Genomic DNA, 23,988 nt, shown 5'->3' on the forward strand with positions numbered 1-23,988 from the left:
CCGCCAATGAGCCCACCCATCCATATCCGCGCGTGCAGTGCGGCGCAGCTGCCGATTGCCCTGCTGCTGGAAGCCGATCCACACCTGCCGTATGTGCAGGCTTACCTGGCGCATGGTCACTGCTACCTCGCCGAGCGCGATGGCGCGACCGTCGGAGTCTATGTGCTGCAGGCGCGCAACCCTGGCACCCTGGAGCTGATGAATATCGCCGTCGAGGCGAACTACCAGGCCCAAGGCGTTGGCAGACAATTGCTGCAACACGCCCTGCACAGCGCCAGACAGCTGGGCGCCACGCGCCTGGAAGTCGCCACCGGCAGCTTCGGCCACCAGTTGACCTTCTACCAGCGCGCCGGCCTGCGGGTGTATGCCGTCGAGCCAGACTACTTCCTGCGACACTACCCCGAGCCGCTGTTCGAACAGGGCCTGCAGCATAAGGATCGCCTGCGTCTGGCCATCGACTTCTAGAGACGCCCAGCCTGCTGCGCGTCGGCCCTGCTGCGTTAGAAACAGGCTCAGAATGCTCATGTACAGCCGTACACTCCGCTTCCTCGCCTGTTTCTGCCTTGCATGTCTCTAGCTCGCGAGACTTTGAACATGATTGAACCCTACAGCACCTCGCGCTTGGCTTTGTGAAATTTATCGCGTAAATTTTCATGAAATTATTTAAATAAAATTTCATGAGGCGCGCCATGTTCAAACAATCCGCCCAGCATATCGGCACCTACTACGCCGGCACCTACCCAGGTCCAATTCCCCTGCGTCCGCACCTGCAGGAGGCGTTGCAGTGTGATGTGCTGATCATTGGCGGTGGTTTCAGCGGCCTGCACAGCGCACTGCGCCTGGCCCTGGCGGGCAAGAAGGTGGTGCTGCTGGAAGCCAGTCGCCTGGCTTGGGCGGCCTCCGGGCGCAACGGCGGTCAGGCGCTGCCGGGCTGGTCCTGCGATATGCCGCCGTTCGAAAAGACCCTCGGCCTGGAACGCGCCCGCCGCCTGTGGGACAGCATGGTCTGGGCCGCCGAAGAAATGCGCGAGCTGCCCGAACGGCATAACTTCGATATCGATTACCGCACCGGCGCGATCTATACCGCCGTGCTGCCGCGCCGCGTACGTCAGTTGCAGGAAAGCCTGGAAGAAGCCGAGCAGAAGTACGGCTACTCGCAGCTGAGCTTTATCCCCAAGGAGCAATTGCCCGAGTGGATCGCCAGCCCACGCTACCTAGGCGCGCTGCATGACAGCGGCGCCGCCCACCTCAACCCGCTGAAACTGGCCCAGGGCCTGGCCGATGCTTTCGAAAAGGCGGGCGGCAAAATCTTCGAGCAGAGCAAGGCGCTGGACTACCGCGAAACGGCCGAAGGTTTTGTAGCGCGCACCGAACAGGGCGAAGTACGCAGCGACGTGCTGGTACTGGCCTGCAACGCCTATATCGACAAGCTCGATGCGCCGCTGGCGAAACGCCTGCTGCCAGTTGGCTCCTACCAGATCGCCACCGCGCCACTAGACCCAGAGCTGGCGCGCTCGCTGTTCCCGCACGGCACCTGCGCCATCGACAACCAATTTGTTCCCGACTACTTCCGCGTCACCCCGGACAACCGCCTGTTGTTCGGCGGCGGCTGCACCTACCTGGGCGGCATCCCCAAGGATGTACCGGCGGCCACTCGACCTTATCTGGAACGGGTGTTCCCGCAGCTGCGTGGCGTGCAGATCGACTATGGCTGGGGCGGGCATATCGACTGCACCATGCACCGCACCCCGGACGTTGGCCGCAGCGGGCAGAAGTATTGGCTGCAGGGCTTCTCCGGTCACGGCATCCTGCCGACCCTGGCCGCCGCCCGCGCGGTCACTGATGCGATTCTCGGTGATGCCGGCCTACTCGATCTGTACCAGGGCTTGAGCAATCCACGCTTTCCCGGCGGCGATCTGCTCGCCGCGCCTATCGAGGCGGTGGGCAAAGCCTGGTACCGCCTGCGCGATGTTATTTGATGATGGCCAGAACGCTCTCCTAGGGTGGAAAACCGCGCAGCGTTTTCCACCGGGTGGCCAACCACCAACGCCGGTGGATGAAAAAGCGTCATCCACCCTACAAGAGCCCTCACACCAAGGAACACCTGATGGATATGCAGGAAGAAATCGACGGTCTGGCGATCCTGATCCGCGATCTGCGCAAGCACAAAAACCTCACTTTGGGTGAGCTGGCCGCGCGCATCGACCGTTCGGTGGGCTTTCTTTCTCAGGTTGAACGCGGTCTGTCGCGCCCGACTGTGGCCGACCTGACTGCCATCAGCGAAACCCTCGGCGTGCCAACCACCTATTTCTACAGCCTGAGCAAGCCGCGAGCCGTGCCCTGGGCCACCCGCCCCGGCGAGCGCCGCACGCTGTATTACGCTGGAGGCATTACCGATGTACTGGCCTCGCCGACCATGTCGGGTGGTTTCTCCATGCTCGAAAGTCGTTTGGATCCTGGCGCCACCAGCGGCGATGGGCATTTGAACGACAGCTCCGAACAAGGCGGCTTCGTCCTCGAAGGCGAGCTGACCATCTGGTATGGCGACGCTGCCGAGCCGGTCACCCTCGGCCCGAATGACAGTTTCCAGCTGCCGCCCCACGCGCAATTCCGTTACGCCAACCTCACCGACTTACCCACACGAGTGCTCTGGGTCTTCACCTGACCCGCGCAGATACCACCATGAAAACAACAACAGCATTCCCCGACTTGCTCAGCGAAGTCCGCGCCTTCCGCAGCGCTCACCCCGAGGTGCGCTATGTCGACCTGATCAGCCTGGATATTCCCGGGCATTTCTACGGCAAGCGTTATCCCATCGACATGCTGGAGAAGGTCGCCGCCGGCAGCCCGCTGAAAATCCCGCAGAACTGTGTGCTGCTCGGCGTGCAGGGTGGCCTGCACCCGATTGGCGACTACTGCTTCAACGACGGCGACCCGGACGCACCGCGCAGGCTGATCCCAGGCACCCTCAAGCCGGTGCGCTGGGAAAGCCAGCCACTGGGGCAGATGCTGATCAGCTCCGACGGCACTGACGCGCCCATCGAGTTCGAACCGCGTGAAGTACTCGCTCGCGTACTCAAGCGCTTGGAAGCACGTGGCATCCGTCCGGTGGTGGCGTTTGAGCTGGAGTTCTATCTGTTCGATCGCAAGCTGCAGGACGGCCTGCCGCAGTTCCCCCGCGACCCGCTGTGCGACGATGCCGACGACCAACCGAATATGCATATCGAACGCCTCTCTCGCTTCGCCGATGTGCTGCACGAGATCGTCAACGCCGCCAATGAGCAGGGCGTGGACGCCAACGTGATCACCGCCGAGCTCGGCCCCGGCCAGTTCGAGATCAACTTCGGTCATTGCGACGACGGCCTGCGCGCCGCCGACTGGGCCGCCTTGTTCTGCCGCAGCACCCGCGGCGTGGCGCTCAAGCACGGTCAACGTGCCAGCTTTATGAGCAAGCCTTACCTGCAAGCGCCGGGCAGCGGTATGCATGTACATGTCAGTCTGTATGACGCGGCCGGTAACAACCTACTTGCTGCCGACGAACAACGCCCGCTACGCCATGCTGTGGCCGGCTGCCTGGAGCTGCTGCCGCACTGCATGCCGATCTTCTCCGCCAACCACAATGCCTTCCGCCGCTATGGCGCCATGGTCAACGCCGCCAGTCGCGCCAGCTGGGGCTTCGAGGACCGCGATGCGTGCATCCGTATCCCCGAATCGGACGGCAAGAACCTGCGCATCGAACACCGCCTGGCCGGGGCCGACGCCAACCCCTATCTGGTGCTAGCGGCAATCCTTACCGGTATGGAACATGGCCTGGATGCAGGCAAAGAGCCGATTGCCCCGCTCAACGAGAACCGCCAGAGCGGTATCGACTTTCCTCAGGATATGCTCGGCGCGGTCAGCGCCATGCGCGACCACCCGGTGGTCAACCAGGGCCTGGGCAGTGAGTTCGTGATGGTCTATTGCGAAAACAAGCGCCAGGATCATCTGGCTTTTATGCAGGAAGTCAGCGCGCGGGAATACCGCTGGTTTCTGTAAAGGCAACGATCAAACTGTAGGAGCTGGCCATGCTGGCGATTCGCACGCATGGCCAACTCCTACAGGCGGCCCTCTCCGGTCTATGGCGACTTCAACGCAGCAGATACACCGCCAACCCGGCCAGTGCCGACACCAGCAGCACCTCCATCACCCCACGCTTAAAACATAACAGCGCCAGCGCCGCCACCAAGGCCAGCACAGCCGACGGCCAGTCGAAGCTGCCCGCGAACCCCTGTGGCCAGAGCACATGGTAGGCAAAGAACAGCGCCAGATTAAGGATCACCCCGACCACCGCAGCGGTAATCGCGGTCAGCGGTGCGGTGAACTTCAGTTCGCCATGGGTCGATTCCACCAGCGGCCCGCCGGCGAGAATAAACAGGAAGGACGGCAGAAAGGTGAACCAGGTGACCAACGCCGCCGCCAGCGCACCGCTGACAAAGCCCGAATCGTCGCCGAACACCGGCTGTAGATAAGCCCCAACGAAAGCCACGAACGCCACCACCATGATCAGCGGCCCCGGCGTGGTTTCCCCCAGCGCCAGCCCATCGATCATCTGCGTCGGCGTTAGCCAACCATAATGGCCGATCGCACCTTGGTACACATACGGCAGCACCGCATAAGCCCCGCCAAAGGTCAGCAAAGCAGCCTTGGTAAAGAACCAGGCCATCTGCGTCAGCGTTCCATCCCAACCATACAGCCAGGTCAGCAGGCCCATCGGCAGCAGCCAGAGCAGCGCCCCCACTACCAGCAGCAGCGCCAGCCGCGAGACGCGAAAGCGCGTATGCACAGCCGGTGGACTGTTGTCGTCAATTAACGCCGGGCCATAGGATTGACTAGTCGGCGCATGCCCGCCGCCCAAGCTGAACCGTTGCGGTAGCAAACGACCGCCGAGGTAGCCCAGCAGCGCGGCGCCAACCACGATCAGCGGAAACGGCAGATTGAAGGCGAAGATGGCGATAAAAGAGGCTCCGGCGATGCCCCACAACCAGTTGTTCTTCAGCGCCCGTGAGCCAATGCGCCAGGCCGCTTGCACCACAATGGCGGTGACCGCCGGCTTGATGCCGTAGAAGATTCCCGCCACCAGCGGCACATCACCATAGGCGATATACAGCCAGGACAGGCCGATCAGGATAAATAGCGACGGCAGCACGAACAGTGCGCCGGCAATCACCCCACCCCAGGTGCGATGCATCAGCCAGCCGATATAGGTGGCCAACTGCTGCGCCTCCGGCCCCGGCAGCAGCATGCAGTAGTTCAGCGCATGCAGAAAACGCCGCTCGGACAGCCAGCGGCGCTTCTCCACCAATTCCTGGTGCATGATCGCGATCTGCCCAGCCGGACCGCCGAAGCTGATCAGCCCCAGTTTGAGCCAGAACCAGAAGGCTTCACGCAGGCTGACAGCGGGCGGCGCAGGCGGAGCAGACGATTCGGACATGCGGGCAACTCATGGCAATAAACGCGGTCGCACTATAGCGCGAGCGCATGACGATTTAAGCCTGCACGTTCAAGCCCAGACACGGATTTCCGTATACTTGGCAGCGCTGTGCCCACCCTCAACCTGCCCGTGAAGCTCTCTGTGAAAATCCGCCATTCGTTAGGGTCTGTTCCCGTTTCATCGCAAGCCGCGTTGCCGCGAAAAATTTCGCCAGGCAAGGCGGAGGACGCAGGTAATGGTTGTTCCCTTGCCAAGTCCTCCAACACCGCATGGCGAGATTTTTCGCGCAACCCTCTGGGCCGGGCTTGTTTTAGCGCGATACTGCGTTTCTCGACACTCATTTGGGACAACCAAACTTCCCGTCTCGTGCCTGGTCTCGCGCTAAAACAGGCTCCGGCGCGGCCGCGAGCGAAACGGAAACAGCCCCTAATAAGCCTGCTGCTGATCTGCAGCTGCGTTGTAGTTGCATCGCACATCCAGGCCGCCCCCACCAAACAACAGGACCTGGCCGCCGGCAGCGCCCTGCTGGTCGATCTGCAAACCAATCAGGTGCTCTACGAGCGCAACGCCGACAGCGTGGTGCCGATTGCCTCGGTAACCAAACTGATGACCGCCATGGTCACCCTCGACGCCAAGCTGCCGCTGGATCAGCAGCTGCCGATCATGATTCGCGACACCCATGACCTGCGCGGCGTGTTCTCCCGCGTGCGTGTGGGCAGCGAATTGAGCCGTCGCGACATGCTGCTCCTGGCCCTGATGGCCTCGGAAAACCGCGCCGCCGCCAGCCTGGCGCACCACTACCCAGGCGGCCACGCGGCCTTTGTTGCGGCGATGAACGCCAAGGCCCGTGCCCTGGGCATGAAACACTCGCGCTTTGTCGAGCCCACCGGACTGTCGGAGCACAACGTGTCGAGCGCCCGTGATCTAGTGCTGATGCTCAAGGCCGCACGCCAGTACCCGCTGATCAGCCAGTTCAGCACCACCTCGGAGAAGACCCAGGCATTCCGCAAGCCCAACTACACCCTGGGATTTCGCAACACCAACAACCTGGTGCGCAAGCCCGGCTGGAGCGTGCAGCTGAGCAAGACCGGCTACACCGGCGAAGCCGGCCGCTGCCTGGTGATGAATACTGTGATGAATAACCGTCCGGTGGCCTTCGTGGTGCTGGATGCCTTCGGCAAATACACCCATATGGCCGACGCCAACCGCCTCAAACGCTGGCTGGAAACCGGCAAGGTCACCGCCGTGCCGCCAGCGGCCATCAGCTACCGCCAGCAGAAACTGGCGCAGCGCCAGGCCAAGACCGCGCAATAAAGCCTTAAAACAAAAAAGGCCCGCAGCAAGTGCGGGCCTTTTCACATCAGCGAGTAGCTCAGCTGTTGCTCAGACCAAGCAACGGCTGACGCATACCAAACACCAGAAAGCGTGCCAGCTCGGGAAGCGGCAAAGCCTTGCTGATCAGATAACCCTGCACCTGATCGCAGCCATACTGACGCAGCAGCGCCAGCTGTTCGGCGTTCTCCACGCCCTCGCCCACCACCTGCAGGTTGAGGTTGTGCGCCAGGTTGATCATCGCCCGCACCAGCTGGCGATTTTCCGCGCGCTCGCCCATACCGCCGACAAAACTCTTGTCGATTTTCAGCAGAGTGATCGGCAGGTTGTTCAGGTGCACAAAGGAGGAGAAACCGGTGCCGAAGTCGTCCAACGAGAAACGCACGCCAAGGCGAGCAAGGGCCAGCATGGTCTGCTGCACCTGATCGCTGCGACGCATCACTGCGGTTTCGGTCAGCTCGAACTCCAGCCACTGCGCATCCACCCCGCGCTCTTCGATCAGGCGACTGAGGGTCGGCAGCAGCTGACTGTCCTGAAACTGGCGGAACGACAGGTTGACCGCCATATGCAGCGCCGGCAGACCTCGGCCACGTAGCCACTGCATATCGCGCAGCGCGCGGCTGATCACCCAATAGCCAAGCGGCACAATCAGCCCGCTTTCTTCGGCCAGCGGTACAAATTCATTCGGCGCCAGCAGGCCATGTTCGCTATGACGCCAGCGCACCAGCGCTTCCAGGCCGACGATGCGCCCGGTCTGCAGACACAATCGCGGCTGGTAGTGCAGCTCCAGCTCGTCACGGCGCAGGGCGCGGCGCAGTTCGCTTTCCAGGTCGGCCTGGTTGCGCGCACTGCGGTTGATCCGCTCGTCATAGATATGAAAGGTGCAACCCTGCTGGCTCTTGGCCTGCTGCATGGCGATATGCGCGTGCCACATCAACGGGTCGGCACTGCTTTCGGCGCGGGAATGGGCCAGACCCAGACTGCAGCCGATCAGCAGGCTTTCGCCGTCGATCCAGTACGGCTCGCCGAGGGCTTCGGTAATCTGTGCGGCCAAGCGCTCGGCGCGCTGCGGGTCGCGGCGGCTGTCGAGCAGCAAGGCAAACTCATCGCTACCCAGGCGGGCCACTTGGTCGCCAGCTTGCAGCTGCGCCTTGATCCGCGCCACCACCTGCAGAATCAGGCTATCGCCGCCCTGGTAACCAAGGGCATCGTTGGCGTGACGGAAGTTGTCCAGATCGAGATGGCCGAGGGTCAGGCCGCGGCCTTCGTACTCAGCCAGACGCGCGGCAAGCAGGGTCTGAAAACCTTGGCGGTTAGCAATGCCGGTCAGCGCATCCTGTTCGGCCAGGCGGTGCAAGGTGTCGTTGAGGTTGCCGCGTTCGCGCGCATAACGCAGGCAGCGGCGCAGCACTTCGCTGCTCAGCCGGTCGCGCACCAGCCAGTCGCACACGCCCTCGGGCTCGGCTTCGGGCTCGACATCCAGCAGCAGGACAATCGGCAGGGAACAGCGCCCGGAGGCAGGCAGGTATTTCGCGGTGGTCAACAGCAGGGCGTTGTTGGGTTTATCGAACAAGGCGCTGGCCGCCTCCCAGGACGGTGCAGTGATCAGCGCATAACCACTGCCGAGCGCACTCAGGCGTTCGCGCAGCAACTGCGCCCAGCCCGGCGTTTCCGCCAGCAGGAGCAAGCGTAATGGTTCGACGAACGCGGACAAACAACTTCCCCCACAGCACAAATAAAGAGCATTACAACCGCTCGGATGCGTCGTAATCGACGTCTAATCACGCACATCCTTGTGTCAGTGGCGCGCGCCCTGCGGCATGGCAAGGACCCGAAAGTGGCACCAGAGTACTGGATTAGGAAAATTAACCAAGCCTGGCGGTTTGCCATTATGTGCGCTACGACACACTTCCAGATGGTCACGGCAGAAAGCGCCAGGCCTGTTAAAATGCGCGCCCATTCCGCCTGACGATTGACTCCATGTCCCGACTGAACCCCCGGCAGCAGGAAGCCGTGACCTATGTCGGCGGCCCACTTTTGGTGCTCGCCGGCGCAGGCTCCGGCAAGACCAGTGTGATCACCCGCAAGATCGCCCACCTGGTGCAGAACTGCGGTATCCAGGCCCGCCATATCGTTGCCATGACCTTTACCAACAAGGCCGCGCGCGAGATGAAAGAACGCGTCGGCAGCCTGCTCAAGGGCCCCGAAGCCCGCGGCCTGACAGTGTCGACCTTCCACAACCTGGGCATGAACATCATCCGCAAGGAATACGCGGCGCTGGGCTACAAGCCGGGCTTCTCGATCTTCGACGAAGGCGATATCAAGGCGCTGCTGTCGGACATCATGCAGAAGGAGTATTCCGGTGATGACGGCGCGGACGAGATCAAGAACTACATCGGCAGCTGGAAGAACGACCTGATCCTGCCCGAGCAGGCCCTGGCCGAGTCGCGGGGCCCCAAGGAGCAGACCGCCGCCATCGTCTACCTGCACTACCAGCGCACGCTCAAGGCGTACAACGCGGTGGATTTCGACGACCTGATCCTGATGCCGGTGAAGTTGTTCCAGGACAATCCCGACATTTTGGAAAAGTGGCAGAACCGCATCCGCTACCTGCTGGTCGACGAATACCAGGACACCAACGCCAGCCAATACCTGTTGGTGAAGTTATTGGTCGGCATGCGCAACCAGTTCACCGTGGTCGGCGACGACGACCAGTCGATCTACGCCTGGCGCGGTGCGCGCCCGGAAAACCTGATGCTGCTCAAGGACGACTACCCGTCGTTGAAAGTGGTGATGCTCGAGCAGAACTACCGCTCGACCAGCCGCATCTTGAAATGCGCCAACATCCTTATCGCCAACAACCCGCACGCGTTCGAGAAGCAGCTGTGGAGCGAGATGGGCATGGGCGACGAGATCCGTGTGATCCGCTGCAAAAACGAAGACGCCGAATGCGAGCGGGTGGCCCTGGAGATTCTCACCGAGCACCTGCGCACCGAGCGCCCCTACAGCGACTACGCCATCCTCTATCGCGGCAACTACCAGGCCAAGCTGATGGAACTGAAGCTGCAGCACCATCAGATTCCCTACCGCCTTTCCGGCGGCACCAGCTTCTTCGCCCGTCAGGAGGTGAAGGATTTGATGAGTTACTTCCGCCTGCTGGTCAATCCGGATGATGACAACGCCTTCCTGCGGGTAATCAACGTGCCGCGCCGCGAGATCGGCTCCACCACCCTGGAAAAGCTCGGCAACTACGCCACCAGCCGCAAGATCAGCATGTACGCCGCCGCCGGCGAAATCGGCCTGGGCGAACAGCTGGACGCACGCTATACCGAACGCCTGGCGCGCTTTACCAAGTGGATGGACCGGGTGCGCCAGGAATGTGCGCAGAACGACCCGATTGCGGCGATCCGCAGTATGGTCATGGACATCGATTACGAGAACTGGCTGCGGCAGAACGCCTCCAACGACAAGGTCGCCGACGCGCGCATGGGCAACGTCTGGTTCCTCGTCGAGGCACTGAAGAACACCCTGGAGCGCGATGAAGACGGCGACATGACCATCGAGGACGCCATCGGCAAACTGGTGCTGCGCGACATGCTCGAACGTCAGCAGGAGGAAGAGGAAGGCGCCGAAGGCGTGCAGATGATGACCCTGCACGCCTCCAAAGGCCTGGAATACCCCTCGGTGTATATCCTCGGCGTGGAGGAGGAAATCCTCCCGCACCGCTCCAGCATCGAGGCCGATACCGTTGAAGAAGAACGCCGCCTGGCCTACGTCGGCATCACTCGCGCCAAACGCAACCTGACCATGACCTTCGCCGCCAAGCGCAAGCAGTACGGCGAAATCATCGATTGTTCACCGAGCCGTTTTCTCGATGAGCTGCCGCCCGAGGATCTGGTTTGGGAAGGGCAGGAAGACGCAGCACCGGAGGTCAAGGCCGCCACCGGCAACTCGGCGCTGGCTAATATGCGCGCCATGCTCAAGAAATGATCGAAAGTCATATTTCACGACGCGCCTGCAGGGTGGCTGCCAGGGATGGCCGGCCGTAGAAACAAGCGGCGAAGCGAGGATTCCGCCCGACGCGCATTTCGCCGCTGATTGCATCCGCGCTACGCTGCACCATTACATCCCGGCACAGACCGGGCATCGGAAAGAACGACGAGGGTAACCGCGTGGAAGCGCTAAAACAGAAGATTCGCGATGAAGGCAGCGTGCTCTCGGAGCATGTGCTCAAGGTCGATGCCTTTCTCAACCACCAGATCGATCCCAGGCTGATGCAGCAGATCGGCCATGAATTTGCCCAGCGCTTTGCCGGCCTGGGCATCACCAAGATCGTCACCATCGAGGCCTCGGGCATTGCTCCGGCGGTGATGGCCGGTCTGGAGCTGGGCGTGCCGGTGATCTTCGCGCGCAAGTACCAGTCGCTGACGCTCAAGGATGATCTGTATATCTCCAAGGTGTTTTCCTTTACCAAGCAGACCGAAAGCACCCTGGCCATCTCGGCCAAGCACCTGAACACCCAGGATCATGTGCTGCTGATTGACGATTTCCTGGCCAACGGCCATGCCGCCCGCGCCTTGATCGACCTGATCGGCCAGGCCGGCGCCAGCATCGCCGGGATTGGCGTGGTCATTGAGAAGTCTTTCCAGCGCGGCCGCGCCGAACTGGACGCCCAGGGCTACCGGGTCGAGTCACTGGCGCGCATCGGCTCGCTGAGCGATGGCCAGGTCAGCTTTCTCGACTGAGCCTGCAATGCTTCAACTGCTGGCCCGCAAGCCCGCCAGCAGCAAGCGCCGTTGCACGCGCTGGCGCACCCCGCGCGGCTGAGCCAGCGCCATACGCTGCAGATGCGCGCCGTACTCACCAGGGCTGGGCGCGCGCCACACTGCAGTGGCCAGTTCCAGAGCGCAGGCGAATCTCAAACGGGCTTTCAGCCAGTTCAGCGCACGCAGCAGATCACGCTCCTCGCTGTCAAAATCGCAGCCCAAGGGGTATTCGGCGAATAACTCCGGATGACGATTTTGCAGCGCCTGCAACCGCTCGGGCAGGTTGTCGGCGAAACGCGGATCGAGGCGGAAATCCTTGGGCAACTTGCCGGCGCGTTGCGCCTGCTCGATCAAGCCTGGCTGAAAGCGCGAGTCGCTGATATTGAGCAACGCCTCTATTACCTCGGCATCGGTCTTGCCGCGCAGATCAGCGATGCCATATTCGCTCACCACCATATCGCGCAGGTGCCGCGGAATCGTGGCATGTGCATAGTCCCAGACAATATTCGAGCTGACCTTGCCGTTCGCGTCACGCCAACTACGCAGCAGTAGAATCGAGCGAGCGCCTTGCAAAGCATGGCCCTGGGCGACGAAGTTGTACTGCCCGCCAACCCCGCTGAGCACCCGACCGTCTTCCAGCTGGTCGGCCACCCCGGCGCCCATCAGGGTCATGGTGAATACCGTGTTGATAAAGCGCGCATCACGGCGCTGCAAACGCTTGAGCGCTTCCTGATGATGCAGCTCGTTGATAAAGCAAATGCCCGTCATGGCAAAGCGCTGCAACTGCGCTGTGCTCAATTCGCGCAGACGTTGGTAGAAGGCATTCGGCCCGAGAAAGAAGCCGCCGTGTACCACCACGCCGCCGCGCGCTTGCCCCAAGTGCTGTTGCAGTACCTGCTGGGTGCGTGCATCACGCAGGTCGCTCGCCAACTGTTGACCATCGGCTAATAGCAGGCAGTCTTCAGCCCAGCGGATGCTGTCGCTCAGCAAACCGCTGGCCTGCAACTCGCACAGCGCCTGGGCATCCAGTTGCGGCGCCAGGCCAGCATCGAGCAGGGCCTGCACACTGAGCGGCATACCCTGATCATCCAGCGCACCGCCAGAGGCCAGCCGCTGCAGCACCAACTCGGGGTAAACCGGGCGCCGCACGATGCCAGCATCAACCAAGGCCAGCAGGCCATTGACGAACATCTCGCTGCAGCCATACAGACCTTGGCTAAAGGGCTGCACAGCGCCTGTCTTATCGATCTCGGTCTTCCAATGCCGGGTGCAGCGCAATTCGTCCAACAGCGCCTGATAAGCCTGATTGTCCGCCTGACGCGCGAGCAAGGCCGCCGTCAGCGCATCGCCCATGGCGCCAATACCTATCTGCAGGGTGCCGCCGTCGCGGACCAAGGCACTGGCATGCAGGCCGATGCAATGATCCTGCAGCGTCACCGGCATATTGGGGGTGGAAAACAGCGTACTGCTGTCTTCCTCCAGCACCTGCAGGTCGAAGCTGCGCCGCGGCACTTCGGCATCGCCTGTCATATAGGGCAGCGCGCTGTGCACCTGGGCCAGACACAGAATGGTTTCGCCAGCGGCGCGGCGTTGCTCCAACAGAGGCAGCAGATCCAGGGTGATATCCGGGTTGCAGCTGAGGCTGAAATGCTCCGGACGCTGCGGGTCCTGGGCGACCAGTTGGGCAATCAGGTTCAGGCCCTTGTCATTCAGGTCGCGGGCGACATGGCTGTAATTGCTACTGATGTAGTTCTGCTGGGTTGTCGCGCTATCAAGCAGGCTGCCCGGCTGTAGAAAGAACTGCTCGACACGCACGTTGGCCGGCAGGCTGTCGCGCTGCAAGTCGGTGAGAAAGTCAAGTTCGGGGTAATCACCATAGATACGCTCGACGAACGGCTCAAGCAGGCGGCGCGGCAAACCCGCAGCAGCCCGAGGGCGACCCAAGCATAGCGCGGTGTAGATCACCAACTGCCGCTCGGGCAGTTGCTTGATCCGCGCATAGAGCGCATTCACCCACTGGTTGGGTTTCCCCAGGCCCAGCGGCAGCCCTAGCCGAATGGGACCGTCGAGAGCGGTGAGTACCTGATCAACCGCGCCCTCAATAGAACAAGGCTTCTGCATCCGATTCCCTGCTGGGTGAAAATGGCTGGCCTGGGACCGGCAGAGCACAATGCCGCGACACCCTTTGCCTAGGCTGTGTGGACCTACGGCGACGTATGAAAGTACCAATTTTCACGGTAAAACAAAAAACCGCCCGAAGGCGGTTTTTTTACGAACTGATGTGGCTTACAAGCCGGACATCTTCTGGATCGCTTCACGCAGCTCGTCATCCGAGCAGTCGGCGCAGGTGCCTTTCGGCGGCATGGCGTTGATGCCGGAAATTGCCTTGGCCAGGATGCCGTCAAGACCACCCTCTGCATCAGCACGGGCCTTCCAGGCTGCGCTATCGCCAATTTTCGGCGCACCCAAAATACCTGGGGTATGGCAGGCGCCGCAGTGCTTGGTGATGATGTCATCAGCAGTACGCGCACCGCCGCCAGCAACAACGGCTACAGCACCCACGCCCTTACATTCCTCACCCATCACACAGACTTGACCCACCGGCTTCAGTCGCTCGGCAATGGCTTCGTCGGTCGTGGCTTGAGCAGTCACTGCCCACAGGGCCAATACGGTAGCCGGTGCTACCAGGAGCTTTTTAATCAGGTTCACGGTACACCCTCTTCGTGGCTAGTCACGCTCGCGGCCACGGTTTCGCGAGCGGGCGTCAGTATAACGGCAAGCCGCCGCCGCTGAAACAACCCATATTGTCGCAGGGTTATTAAGAGCCTTTCACGACTTTGCGAGCTAGAGATAAACGGTGGCGAAACCGGCCGAGGAAGCGGAGTTTACGAGCTGTAAATGAGCATTACTCGCTTCGCTCGCCCCTCCGGAGCCGCACTAAAGTGCGTTAGCCGCAAGCGGCATTCCGAGGTCGTTTTCAACGCCGTTTAGCCGACGCGCAGCAGGTCGTGACAGGTTCTTAGAAATTGGCCGGCGTAGTCGCGCTGATCAGCCGTGCTGGCTGCTCGAACGGGTTGCGGAAACGGTGCGGCTTGCTGCTCTCGAAGTAGTAGCTGTCGCCCGGCTCGAGGATAAAAACCTCGTCGCCCACGGTCAGCTCCAGTTTGCCTTCGACCAGCATGCCGGCCTCTTCACCTTCGTGGGCGTACATCTCGTCGCCGGTATCAGTGCCGCTGGGGTAGGTTTCATCAAGGAAGGCAATGGCTCGGCTCGGATGCGCCTTGCCCACCAGCTTCATGGTGATGGTCCCGCTACAGATATCGGTGAGTTCTGCGGCGCGATAGACCACTTGGGCCTGGCTATCCTGCTCCACATCCAGGGAGAAAAACTCCACGAGCGACATGGGGATACCGGCCAACACCTTTTTCAACGAACTGATCGAGGGGCTTACGCTGTTCTTCTCGATCATCGAAATGGTGCTGTTGGTGACGCCCGCCCGCTTAGCGAGTTCACGCTGGGAAAGGCCTTTGAGTTTGCGAATGGATTGCAGTCGTACACCGACGTCCAATGCTGGAGTCCCCCTTGGGATAGATACGGAAAATTCGCCGTATCATGGCATAGCGTTCGGAATTTACAACACTCGCGTTCAAACTCGTCTACAGCGTGCGTGTTAGAGCCTATTCAAAGGCTCGTGAGCTAGAACCATGCCAGGCGCTACGCCAGTAACAGCCTCCGGCTGATCAAAACAGGCGAGGAACGGTCGGAGTCGCGGGCGACTTTACGGGTTGTAATGAGCACTACTCGCTGCGCTCGCCCTGCGGGCCGTCCTGCGGACGTTCAGTGACAAGTCACTGTCCGAGCCTGTTTTTAACGCAGCAGGGCGACGCGCAGTAGCCTTTTAACAGGCTCTCATCCCCCGAGGTAGAGCAGCGGGACCCTTCGCAGGTTACAAAAAAGCTGATAGGGAATCGTATCTGCCTGGGTAGCCACATCGCTGGCCAGCACCTGTTTGCCCCAGAATTCGACGCGGCTGCCCAGGCCCGTTTGCGGCAGATCGGTCAGGTCGACGGTGAGCATGTCCATCGACACGCGGCCGATCAGTCGGGTCAGTTGACCGCCCACCGCCACTGGCGTGCCGGTCGGCGCATGACGCGGGTAGCCATCGGCATAGCCCATAGCGACTACGCCGACGCGGGTCGGCCGTTCGCTGACAAAGCGCGCGCCATAGCCCACCGGCTCGCCAATCGGCAGTTCGCGCACGCTGATAATCTTCGATTCCAGGGTCATCACCGGTTGCAGGCGCGCCGCCACGGTCTGCGCCTGCTCGAATGGTGTGGCGCCATACAGCATGATGCCGGGGCGCACCCAGTCGCTCGGCACATTGGGCCAACCCAATACGGCTGGCGAATTGCGCAGGCTAACCTCAGCGACAATGCCCTGACGTGCCTGCTGGAACACGGCCAACTGCTCATCGCTGCGCGGGCAATCCAGCTCGTCGGCGCGGGCGAAGTGGCTCATCAGCACAATTTTCGCCACCTTGCCGCTGGCCAGCAGGCGCTGATAGGCCGCCTGGTAATCGGCCGGGCGCAGGCCGACGCGGTGCATGCCACTGTCCATCTTCAACCACACCGTCAGCGGGCTGCGTACCGAGCTGCGCTCAATGGCCTCCAGCTGCCACAGCGAATGCACCACGCACCACAGTTCGTGCTGCTCGATCAGCGGCAGTTCATCTGCCTCGAAAAAACCTTCCAGCAACAGGATCGGCCCACGAATACCTGCCTCTCGCAGCTGCAGCGCTTCCTCGATACAGGCCACGGCAAAACCATCGGCCTGCTCCTGCAACGCCTGCGCACAATGCACCGAGCCATGGCCATAGGCATCCGCCTTGATCACTGCCAGGGCGCGCGCGCCGCTGACTTCACGGGCCAGTTGGTAGTTGTGACGCAAGGCTTGCAGATCAATCAGAGCACGGGCAGGACGCATGATGTTCTCGGCTATCAGCAGTTTTCAGGCTATAAAAAATTGCCGGGAGCAATTTTTAACGTTGCGTAGCAACGGCCCGAAGGGTGGCCGCCAGGTATGGCAGGCTATAAAAAAGCCCGGTGTGATGGCCGGGCAAACACTTATCGCAAACGGAATCGGCCGATTTACAGGGCAGCCACGATCATCATTTCCACCAGCACCTCAGGCTTGTACATCTTCGCCTCGACACAGGCCCGTGCGGGCGCCGCGCCTGGCGCGACCCAGGCATCCCAAACCTGATTGAGACCGGCGTAATCGCGGTCCATGTCCTTCAGGTAGATGGTCACGGAAAGAATTTTCGACTTGTCGCTGCCGGCCTCGGCCAGCATGCGATCGGTGTTAGCCAGGGTTTCACGGGTTTGCTGCACGATATCGCCGCTGTAGTCATCCGCCAGTTGCCCGGCCAGGTAGACCGTGCCGTTGTGGATAACGATTTCGCTGTAACGACTTTCAGTGTGCAGGCGCTGTACTGACATGCTTATGACTCTCCTGGGAGCGGCTGTAACGGGAAATATCCAGGCCTTCGGCGCTGATCTGCGGGCGCTTTTTCGCCATCAGATCGGCAAGCAGGCGACCGGAGCCGCAGGCCATGGTCCAGCCCAGTGTGCCGTGACCGGTGTTGAGGAACAAATTGCGCAAGCCGGTGGCACCGACAATCGGCGTGCCATCCGGGGTGGCCGGACGCAGGCCGGTCCAGAATTCGGCCTGGCTCAGATCGCCGCCCTGCGGGTAGAGATCGGCAGTGATCATTTCCAGGGTGGCGCGGCGACGTGGGTTGAGGCTCAGGTCGAAGCCGGCGATTTCCGCCATACCGCCAACGCGGATGCGGTTGTCGAAGCGGGTGATCGCCACCTTGTAGGTTTCATCAAGGATGGTCGAAGTCGGCGCCATCGCCGCATTGGTGATCGGCACAGTCAGCGAATACCCCTTAAGCGGGTACACCGGCGCCTTGATGCCCAGCGGTTTGAGCAGCTGCGGGCTGAAGCTGCCGAGCGCCAGCACGTAGCGGTCGGCGGTTTCCAGCTTGCCGTCGATCCACACGCCATTGACCCGATCACCTACGGCGTCGATGCGCTGGATGTTCTGGCCGAAGCGGAACTCCACGCCCAGCGCCTTGGCCATTTCGGCCAGTTTGCTGGTGAACAGCTGGCAATCGCCGGTCTGGTCATTGGGCAGGCGCAGCGCGCCGGCCAGCTTGTCGGTGACAGCGGCCAGGGCCGGCTCAACGCGGGCGATGCCGGCGCGGTCGAGCAGCTCGTAAGGCACGCCGGACTGCTTGAGCACGGCGATATCCTTGGCCGCGTTGTCCAATTGCGCCTGGGTGCGGAACAGCTGGGTGGTGCCCAGGCTGCGGCCTTCATAGGCGATGCCGGTTTCCAAACGCAGTTCGTCGAGGCAGTCGCGGCTGTACTCGGACAGACGCACCATGCGCTCCTTGTTCACCGCGTAACGGCTGGCGGTGCAGTTGCGCAGCATCTGCGCCATCCACAGGTATTGGTCGATATCGGCGGTGGCCTTGATTGCCAGCGGCGCGTGCTTTTGCAGCAGCCACTTGATGGCTTTCAGCGGCACGCCCGGCGCGGCCCATGGCGAGGCATAGCCAGGGGACACCTGGCCGGCGTTGGCGAAACTGGTTTCCATGGCCGGGGCGTTCTGCCGGTCGACCACCACCACTTCGAAACCCTGGCGCGCCAGGTAATATGCACTGGCTGTGCCAATCACACCGCTACCGAGAACCATAACCCGCATGTTGCTCTCCTCGCCGCGCCCAGCGCGACGGATAATTCTTGAGACCGCTATTGGGCGCAGTATAGGAAGAGAACAGCAGTGCTTTTCACTATATAAATAGCTATATTTGGCGACAATTCTTGGCAATATCGCCTTCTATAGAGGGGTATCCACCATGCGCACCCAGCATCAAAGCCGCCGCGAACTGGACAAAATCGACCGTAATATCCTGCGCATCCTGCAGGAAGATGGGCGCATCAGCTTTACCGAGCTGGGCGAGCGAGTCGGCCTGTCGACCACGCCCTGCACCGAGCGCGTGCGCCGCCTGGAGCGCGAAGGGATCATCATGGGCTACCACGCCCGGCTCAACCCGCAGCAGCTCAAGGCCAGCCTGCTGGTGTTTGTCGAGATCAGCCTGGACTACAAGTCCGGCGACACCTTCGAGGAGTTCCGCCGCGCGGTACTCAAGCTGCCGCACGTGCTCGAATGCCACCTGGTATCAGGCGACTTCGACTACCTAGTGAAAGCGCGGATCAACGAAATGGCCAGCTACCGCAAGCTGCTCGGCGATATCCTGCTCAAGCTGCCCCATGTGCGCGAGTCGAAGAGCTATATCGTCATGGAAGAAGTGAAAGAGAGCCTGAGCCTGCCGATTGCCGACTAACAGTCAGACGAGAACTTGGCGGGTAGTCGCAATCAACTGATGCACCTGCTTGGCCACAGCCGGCTCGATCATCTGCTCCGGACCCTGGCCGCGCGGACAGGGCAAGCTCGGCGTGGTGCCGAACAGTCGGCAGATCAGCGGACGCTGGTCATACACCTGGCAACCTTGCGGACCAAGATGCACACAGTTGAACTCGACCAACGCGGCGTCATGCTCGGCATCGCTTTTTACCGGCAGACGCGACATTTCCTCAGACGAGGCCGTGACCGGGCCACAGCAATCGTGACAGCCCGGCACGCAGGCGAAACTGGGGATCTGCAAACGCAGCTGGTCGATCTTGCGGCTGGTACAGCTCATGGGCGTGGTCCTGAAATACAGGTCGGCATAGTAACCGCGCAGCGGTTTGAATCGCGGCAGTTGTGCAGCCAAGCTGACGAAAATCCACTTATTTCGCGATTGCCTCTTGGCGTTTGGTAAATCCCACGCTTATGCTTCGTAAAATTTTCCAAACACAATAATCAGGATTCCACACATGAACGCCCGCGTTCACCAGCCGGCTCACAATAGCCCGCACGCCAACTCCTATTACGCCGCCAGCACCAATCGCCAACTCGACTACCCCGCCCTGGGCGGCGAGTTACGTGCGGATGTGTGCATCGTCGGCGGTGGTTTCTCCGGCCTCAACACGGCTATCGAGCTGGCGCAGAAAGGCCTTTCGGTGGTGCTGCTGGAAGCGCACAAAATCGGCTGGGGCGCCAGCGGGCGCAATGGCGGTCAGCTGATTCGCGGTGTCGGCCATGGCGTTGAGCAGTTTGAATCGGTAATTGGCGCGCAGGGCGTACGCGAGCTGAAACTGATGGGCTTAGAAGCGGTGGAAATCGTCCGCCAGCGTATCGAGCAGTTCAACATCGACTGCGACCTGACCTGGGGCTACTGCGACCTGGCCAACAAGCCCAGCCACCTTGCCGACTTCGCCGAAGACATGGCCGAACTCAAGCAACTGGGTTATCGCCATGAAATGCGCCTGCTGCAACCGGAGCAGATGCATGAAGTGGTCGGCTCCAACCGCTACGTCGGCGGCATGATCGACATGGGCTCCGGCCACCTGCACCCGCTTAACCTGGCCCTCGGCGAAGCCGCTGCGGCGCAGAGCCTGGGCGTGCAACTGTTCGAGAACTCGGCAGTGACGGACATCGACTACGGCAGCGAGGTCAAGGTACACACCGCTCAGGGCGTGGTGCGCGCCGCCACCCTGGTGCTCGGCTGCAACGCTTACCTGAATGGCCTGAACAGCAACCTGGGCGGCAAGGTGCTGCCCGCCGGCAGCTATGTGATTGCCACCGAACCGCTGTCCGAAACCGAAGCGCGGGCGATCATTCCGCAGAACATGGCCCTGTGTGACCAGCGCGTGGCCCTCGATTACTACCGCCTGTCCGCCGACCGCCGTCTGCTGTTCGGCGGCGCGTGCCACTATTCCGGTCGCGATCCTGCAGACATCTCCGGCTATATGCGGCCGAAAATGCTGGAAGTCTTCCCGCACCTGAAAGACGTAAAAATCGACTACCAGTGGGGGGGCATGATCGGTATTGGCGCCAACCGCCTGCCGCAGATCGGCCGCCTCAAGGAACAACCCAACGTGTATTACGCCCAGGCCTACTCGGGCCATGGCGTCAATGCCACGCACCTGGCCGGCAAGCTACTCGGCGAGGCCATTGCCGGCCAGGCCAGCAGCGGCTTCGACCTGTTCGCCAAGGTGCCGCACATGACCTTCCCCGGCGGCAAACACCTGCGCTCGCCGTTGTTAGCGCTGGGCATGCTCTGGCATCGGATGAAAGAGCTGGTCTAATCGCCCTCCACAGCAGGCCGCCCAGGCCTGCTGCAGCCCCTTACAACTTCCAGAACGGCAGAAACGCCTCGCGCCGTGCCTGTTCTCGGCTCAGGCCAACATCCTTGAGTTGCTCATCGGTCAGCGTTAGCAGCGCCCGGCGAGTGCTCAGGCGCAACCAGAATGCGTTCCAGCGGCGCACAGCTGGCTTAGCCGCACCCATCTGAGCATACAGATGCCCGCCAGCAGCCTCTTGCTGCAATTCGTCTGATTTCATTGTCAGCCTGACATCACTCAATCCGTTCATCGCTTGCTCCTGCCCGTAAGCCTGATGGGAGATCATGATGAGGGACGCGGAAAAAGCATGACAGATGCAAAAATGCACTTTTAAATACATACAGAATTCAGAAAACAAGCTCTGAATGGTGGATCTATCGTCCATCTGTACTGGCTTAATACAAAATACAGAGAAATTGCGAGGCAGCTGATGACCCTTTACGTCAACCTGGCCGAATTGCTCGGCGCACGCATTGAACAGGGCCTGTATCGTCCCGGTGATCGCCTGCCCTCTGTACGCGCCCTGAGCCTGGAACATGGCGTCAGCCTGAGTACGGTGCAACAGGCCTACCGCCACCTGGAGGACCAAGGCCTGGCCATGCCCAAGCCCAAGTCCGGCTATTTTGTACCTTTGGCGCGTAACCAGCCGGCTCTGCCCATGGTCAGCCGCATGGCCCAACGACCGGTGGACGTATCGCAATGGGATCAGGTGCTGGAGCTCATCAGTCGCTCACCAGGACAAGAAGGCCTACTGCAACTCGGTCGTGGTCGGCCAGATATCGACAGCCCGACGCTCAAGCCGCTGCTGCGTTCGCTGTCGCGCCTGAGCCGCCGCCAGGACGCAACCAGCCTGACCTACGGCTGCATTTACGGCCACCTGGGCATGCGTGAGCAGATCTCGCGATTGATGCTCGACTCTGGCTGCAGCCTGTCACCCGAAGAGATCGTCATCACCACCGGCTGCCACGAGGCGCTGTCGGCGGCGATTCGTGCAGTGTGCGAGCCGGGCGATATCGTTGCGGTGGATTCACCGAGCTTTCACGGCGTGATGCAGGCGCTTAAGGGCTTCGGCATGAAAGCCCTGGAGCTACCTACTGACCCAATCAGCGGAATCAGTCTAGAAGCCCTAGAGTTGGCCTTGGAGCAATGGCCGATCAAGGCCATTCAGCTGACCCCGACCTGCAACAACCCGCAGGGCTACATCATGCCCGACGCCAACAAGCGCGCCCTGCTGGCCCTGGCTCAGCGCTATGACGTGGCGATTATCGAGGATGATGTATACGGCGATCTGGCCTACAGCTACCCGCGCCCACGCAGCATCAAATCCTATGACGAAGATGGCCGCGTGCTGCTCTGCAGTTCATTTTCCAAAACCCTGGCTCCCGGCCTGCGCATCGGCTGGATTGCCCCGGGGCGCTACCTAGACCGCGTGCTGCACATGAAATACATGGGCACCGGTAGCACCGCCCAGCTGCCACAGCTGGCCATCACCGAATATCTGGAAGCTGGCCACTACGAGCCGCATCTGCGGCGCATGCGCGCGCAGTATCAACGCGGACGCGACCTGATGATCGACTGGATCAGTCGCTACTTCCCTGCCGGCACGCGGGTCAGCCGGCCGCAGGGTAGTTTTATGCTGTGGCTTGAACTACCGACCGGCTTCGACAGCCAGCGCCTGAACCGCGAACTGCTGCCACACGCCATCCAGATCGCTCCCGGCAGCATCTTTTCCGCCGCTGGCAAATACCGCAATTGTTTGCGCATCAACTACGCAGGCAAACCCACGCCAGAGCTTGAGCAGGCGATTCACCAGGTCGGCGAGTGCGTGGCTGCACTGCTGGCCGAGCAGCAATTCGTGCACAGCAGCGAAGCGGTTGCGCTTATGCCTTGACGACCGCTACCTCGCTGAATGCTCCGCGCTGAAACGCCAGCCAGACAAATACCGCAGCGCCAATCGCCATCAGTATTGGCAGCGCGTGACCGCTGACCCACTGACTGGCGGCGCCGGTCGACAGTGGCCCAAGCAGACAACCGGCGCCCCAAAGCAAGGCGATATGCGAGTTGGCGCGCACCAGCGCATCGTCGCGGTAACGCTGACCGACCAGAATCAGCGACAGGGTGTACAGGCCGCCGGCGCTGGCACCGAACAGTACCAGCACCACCCAGATCAGCGGCGTGTGCAGCAAAGACGGAATGCTCAGACTCGACAGCAGCAAGACCACCCCACAACAGCGGAACAGTGTTTGCCGTGGTACGCGGTCGGCCATCCAGCCAATCGGCAACTGCAGCGCCGCATCGCCAACCACTACCGCACTGACCATGATCAAGGCCATTTGCTGAGCGAAGCCTTCGCGCAGCAGATACACCGGCAGCAGGGTCAGCACCATCGCCTCGAAGGCAGCAAACAGCACCACCGCCCAGGCAATTGCCGGTGAGCTGCGGCAGAACGCCAGAATGCCGCGCCCGGACGCACTCTGCGCATCGACTTTGGGCGCCCCATCGCGGCCCAACAGCAGCAGACTACCGCCCACCAGCAGCGCGGCAGAACACCAGAAACCGCGATCACTCTCCGTACCAAGCAAGGTCAACAGCAGCGGCCCACACAGCTGGCTCAATGCGAAACCAGTGCCATACAGCGCCACCAAGCGGCCGCGCAGACGATCCTCGACCAACTGATTGATCCAGCTTTCGCCAAGCACAAACACCACGGTCAATGAGATGCCAATCAGCAGGCGCAACAGCAGCCACAGCGGATAGCTCGGCATCACGCTGAGCAGCGCAACCGACGCCGCGCTGGCCAGCAGACACAAGCGCAAGGTCTGCGGTGTGCCGAACCAACCCGCTAGATGCCCGGTAAGGCGCGCGCCAAGCAGCACGCCGATAGCCGGCATACAGGCCATCACACCAATGGCAAAGGGGCCATAGCCCCATGATTCAAGACGAAACGATACCAGTGGCAGCGTCACACCCAGCGCCAACCCCACGATTACCACCGCCGCACTGACGGCGAAATAGGTCATCCAGTTCAATCTTCTCACTCCATTCCCTGGCCCGCGCGGCACCCGCTGCACAGATGCAAAACGGCCGGGCTCCATAGGAACCCGGCCGCAGGTGTGGCCTAGCG

At 61.5% G+C, this 23,988-nt stretch carries 21 protein-coding genes; 10 read left to right on the forward strand and 11 right to left on the reverse strand.

Annotation, left to right across the window (positions count from 1 at the left end; genetic code table 11):
* Positions 1 to 6 precede the first annotated feature (6 nt).
* From AACX99_RS01450 to AACX99_RS01465, 4 genes are all read left to right on the forward strand, one after another.
* On the forward strand, positions 7 to 465 hold the full coding sequence (locus AACX99_RS01450) for a GNAT family N-acetyltransferase (protein WP_339409073.1): 459 nt from the start codon (positions 7 to 9) through the stop codon (positions 463 to 465).
* A 224-nt stretch (positions 466 to 689) separates the two neighbouring features.
* Complete coding sequence (locus AACX99_RS01455) at positions 690 to 1,979, forward strand: NAD(P)/FAD-dependent oxidoreductase (RefSeq protein WP_339409074.1); 1,290 nt, start codon at positions 690 to 692, stop codon at positions 1,977 to 1,979.
* 128 nt (positions 1,980 to 2,107) lie between these two features.
* Positions 2,108 to 2,665 carry a helix-turn-helix domain-containing protein gene (locus AACX99_RS01460; protein WP_339409075.1) on the forward strand — a complete coding sequence of 186 codons (558 nt, stop codon included), beginning with the start codon at positions 2,108 to 2,110 and terminating at the stop codon, positions 2,663 to 2,665.
* Positions 2,666 to 2,682: 17 nt separating this feature from the next.
* Entirely contained in the window at positions 2,683 to 4,035 is a 1,353-nt protein-coding gene (locus tag AACX99_RS01465) for a glutamine synthetase family protein (protein WP_339409076.1), read from the forward strand.
* Positions 4,036 to 4,126: 91 nt separating this feature from the next.
* On the opposite strand, the gene chrA is transcribed toward AACX99_RS01465, so the two are convergent.
* Positions 4,127 to 5,470, reverse strand: coding sequence for a chromate efflux transporter (chrA, locus tag AACX99_RS01470; RefSeq protein ID WP_339409077.1), 1,344 nt, complete (start codon positions 5,468 to 5,470; stop codon positions 4,127 to 4,129).
* A 366-nt stretch (positions 5,471 to 5,836) separates the two neighbouring features.
* Here chrA and pbpG point away from each other — a divergent pair, with 366 nt between their 5' ends.
* A complete protein-coding gene (gene pbpG, locus AACX99_RS01475) occupies positions 5,837 to 6,784 on the forward strand; it encodes a D-alanyl-D-alanine endopeptidase (protein WP_339409078.1) in 948 nt (315 codons plus the stop codon).
* A gap of 58 nt (positions 6,785 to 6,842) precedes the next feature.
* On the opposite strand, the gene AACX99_RS01480 is transcribed toward pbpG, so the two are convergent.
* Positions 6,843 to 8,516 (reverse strand): putative bifunctional diguanylate cyclase/phosphodiesterase, encoded by a 1,674-nt coding sequence (locus AACX99_RS01480; RefSeq protein ID WP_339409079.1) that lies wholly within the window; start codon positions 8,514 to 8,516, stop codon positions 6,843 to 6,845.
* Positions 8,517 to 8,782: 266 nt separating this feature from the next.
* On the opposite strand from AACX99_RS01480, the gene rep reads away from it, so the two are divergent.
* Both rep and AACX99_RS01490 read left to right on the forward strand, forming a co-directional pair.
* Positions 8,783 to 10,792, forward strand: coding sequence for a DNA helicase Rep (gene rep, locus AACX99_RS01485; RefSeq protein ID WP_339409080.1), 2,010 nt, complete (start codon positions 8,783 to 8,785; stop codon positions 10,790 to 10,792).
* 182 nt (positions 10,793 to 10,974) lie between these two features.
* Entirely contained in the window at positions 10,975 to 11,547 is a 573-nt protein-coding gene (locus AACX99_RS01490; RefSeq protein ID WP_339409081.1) for a xanthine phosphoribosyltransferase, read from the forward strand.
* A gap of 12 nt (positions 11,548 to 11,559) precedes the next feature.
* Here the strand turns inward: AACX99_RS01490 and AACX99_RS01495 are convergent, their stop codons facing one another.
* The 6 genes from AACX99_RS01495 to dadA form a co-directional block, all read right to left on the reverse strand.
* A complete protein-coding gene (locus AACX99_RS01495) occupies positions 11,560 to 13,689 on the reverse strand; it encodes an acetyl-CoA hydrolase/transferase C-terminal domain-containing protein (protein ID WP_339409082.1) in 2,130 nt (709 codons plus the stop codon).
* Between the two features lie 165 nt (positions 13,690 to 13,854).
* On the reverse strand, positions 13,855 to 14,277 hold the full coding sequence (locus AACX99_RS01500; protein WP_339409083.1) for a c-type cytochrome: 423 nt from the start codon (positions 14,275 to 14,277) through the stop codon (positions 13,855 to 13,857).
* Between the two features lie 310 nt (positions 14,278 to 14,587).
* Complete coding sequence (locus AACX99_RS01505) at positions 14,588 to 15,136, reverse strand: cupin domain-containing protein (protein ID WP_339409084.1); 549 nt, start codon at positions 15,134 to 15,136, stop codon at positions 14,588 to 14,590.
* A 341-nt stretch (positions 15,137 to 15,477) separates the two neighbouring features.
* Entirely contained in the window at positions 15,478 to 16,551 is a 1,074-nt protein-coding gene (alr, locus tag AACX99_RS01510; protein WP_339409085.1) for an alanine racemase, read from the reverse strand.
* A 164-nt stretch (positions 16,552 to 16,715) separates the two neighbouring features.
* Positions 16,716 to 17,066, reverse strand: a complete 351-nt coding sequence (locus AACX99_RS01515) for a RidA family protein (RefSeq protein WP_090250506.1) — start codon at positions 17,064 to 17,066, stop codon at positions 16,716 to 16,718.
* Entirely contained in the window at positions 17,041 to 18,339 is a 1,299-nt protein-coding gene (gene dadA, locus AACX99_RS01520; RefSeq protein ID WP_339409086.1) for a D-amino acid dehydrogenase, read from the reverse strand. Before dadA ends, AACX99_RS01515 begins: the two co-directional genes overlap by 26 nt.
* 154 nt (positions 18,340 to 18,493) lie before the next feature.
* Between dadA and dadR the strand changes: the two genes are divergently transcribed.
* Positions 18,494 to 18,982, forward strand: a complete 489-nt coding sequence (dadR, locus tag AACX99_RS01525) for a transcriptional regulator DadR (RefSeq protein WP_090250512.1) — start codon at positions 18,494 to 18,496, stop codon at positions 18,980 to 18,982.
* Between the two features lie 3 nt (positions 18,983 to 18,985).
* Here dadR and AACX99_RS01530 read toward each other — a convergent pair whose 3' ends face one another.
* A complete protein-coding gene (locus tag AACX99_RS01530; protein ID WP_339409087.1) occupies positions 18,986 to 19,339 on the reverse strand; it encodes a YkgJ family cysteine cluster protein in 354 nt (117 codons plus the stop codon).
* 175 nt (positions 19,340 to 19,514) lie between these two features.
* Here AACX99_RS01530 and AACX99_RS01535 point away from each other — a divergent pair, with 175 nt between their 5' ends.
* On the forward strand, positions 19,515 to 20,828 hold the full coding sequence (locus tag AACX99_RS01535; RefSeq protein ID WP_339409088.1) for an NAD(P)/FAD-dependent oxidoreductase: 1,314 nt from the start codon (positions 19,515 to 19,517) through the stop codon (positions 20,826 to 20,828).
* 40 nt (positions 20,829 to 20,868) lie between these two features.
* On the opposite strand, the gene AACX99_RS01540 is transcribed toward AACX99_RS01535, so the two are convergent.
* Positions 20,869 to 21,114 (reverse strand): DUF1127 domain-containing protein, encoded by a 246-nt coding sequence (locus tag AACX99_RS01540; protein ID WP_339409645.1) that lies wholly within the window; start codon positions 21,112 to 21,114, stop codon positions 20,869 to 20,871.
* A 180-nt stretch (positions 21,115 to 21,294) separates the two neighbouring features.
* Here AACX99_RS01540 and AACX99_RS01545 point away from each other — a divergent pair, with 180 nt between their 5' ends.
* Positions 21,295 to 22,755, forward strand: a complete 1,461-nt coding sequence (locus AACX99_RS01545) for an aminotransferase-like domain-containing protein (RefSeq protein ID WP_339409089.1) — start codon at positions 21,295 to 21,297, stop codon at positions 22,753 to 22,755.
* Here AACX99_RS01545 and AACX99_RS01550 read toward each other — a convergent pair.
* Positions 22,745 to 23,893 carry an MFS transporter gene (locus AACX99_RS01550; protein ID WP_339409090.1) on the reverse strand — a complete coding sequence of 383 codons (1,149 nt, stop codon included), beginning with the start codon at positions 23,891 to 23,893 and terminating at the stop codon, positions 22,745 to 22,747. The two genes, AACX99_RS01545 and AACX99_RS01550, sit on opposite strands and share 11 nt — an antisense overlap.
* Positions 23,894 to 23,988 lie beyond the last annotated feature (95 nt).

Origin of the sequence: Pseudomonas sp. EA_35y_Pfl2_R5, from assembly GCF_963970805.1 — a bacterium.
Lineage (GTDB): Bacteria > Pseudomonadota > Gammaproteobacteria > Pseudomonadales > Pseudomonadaceae > Aquipseudomonas.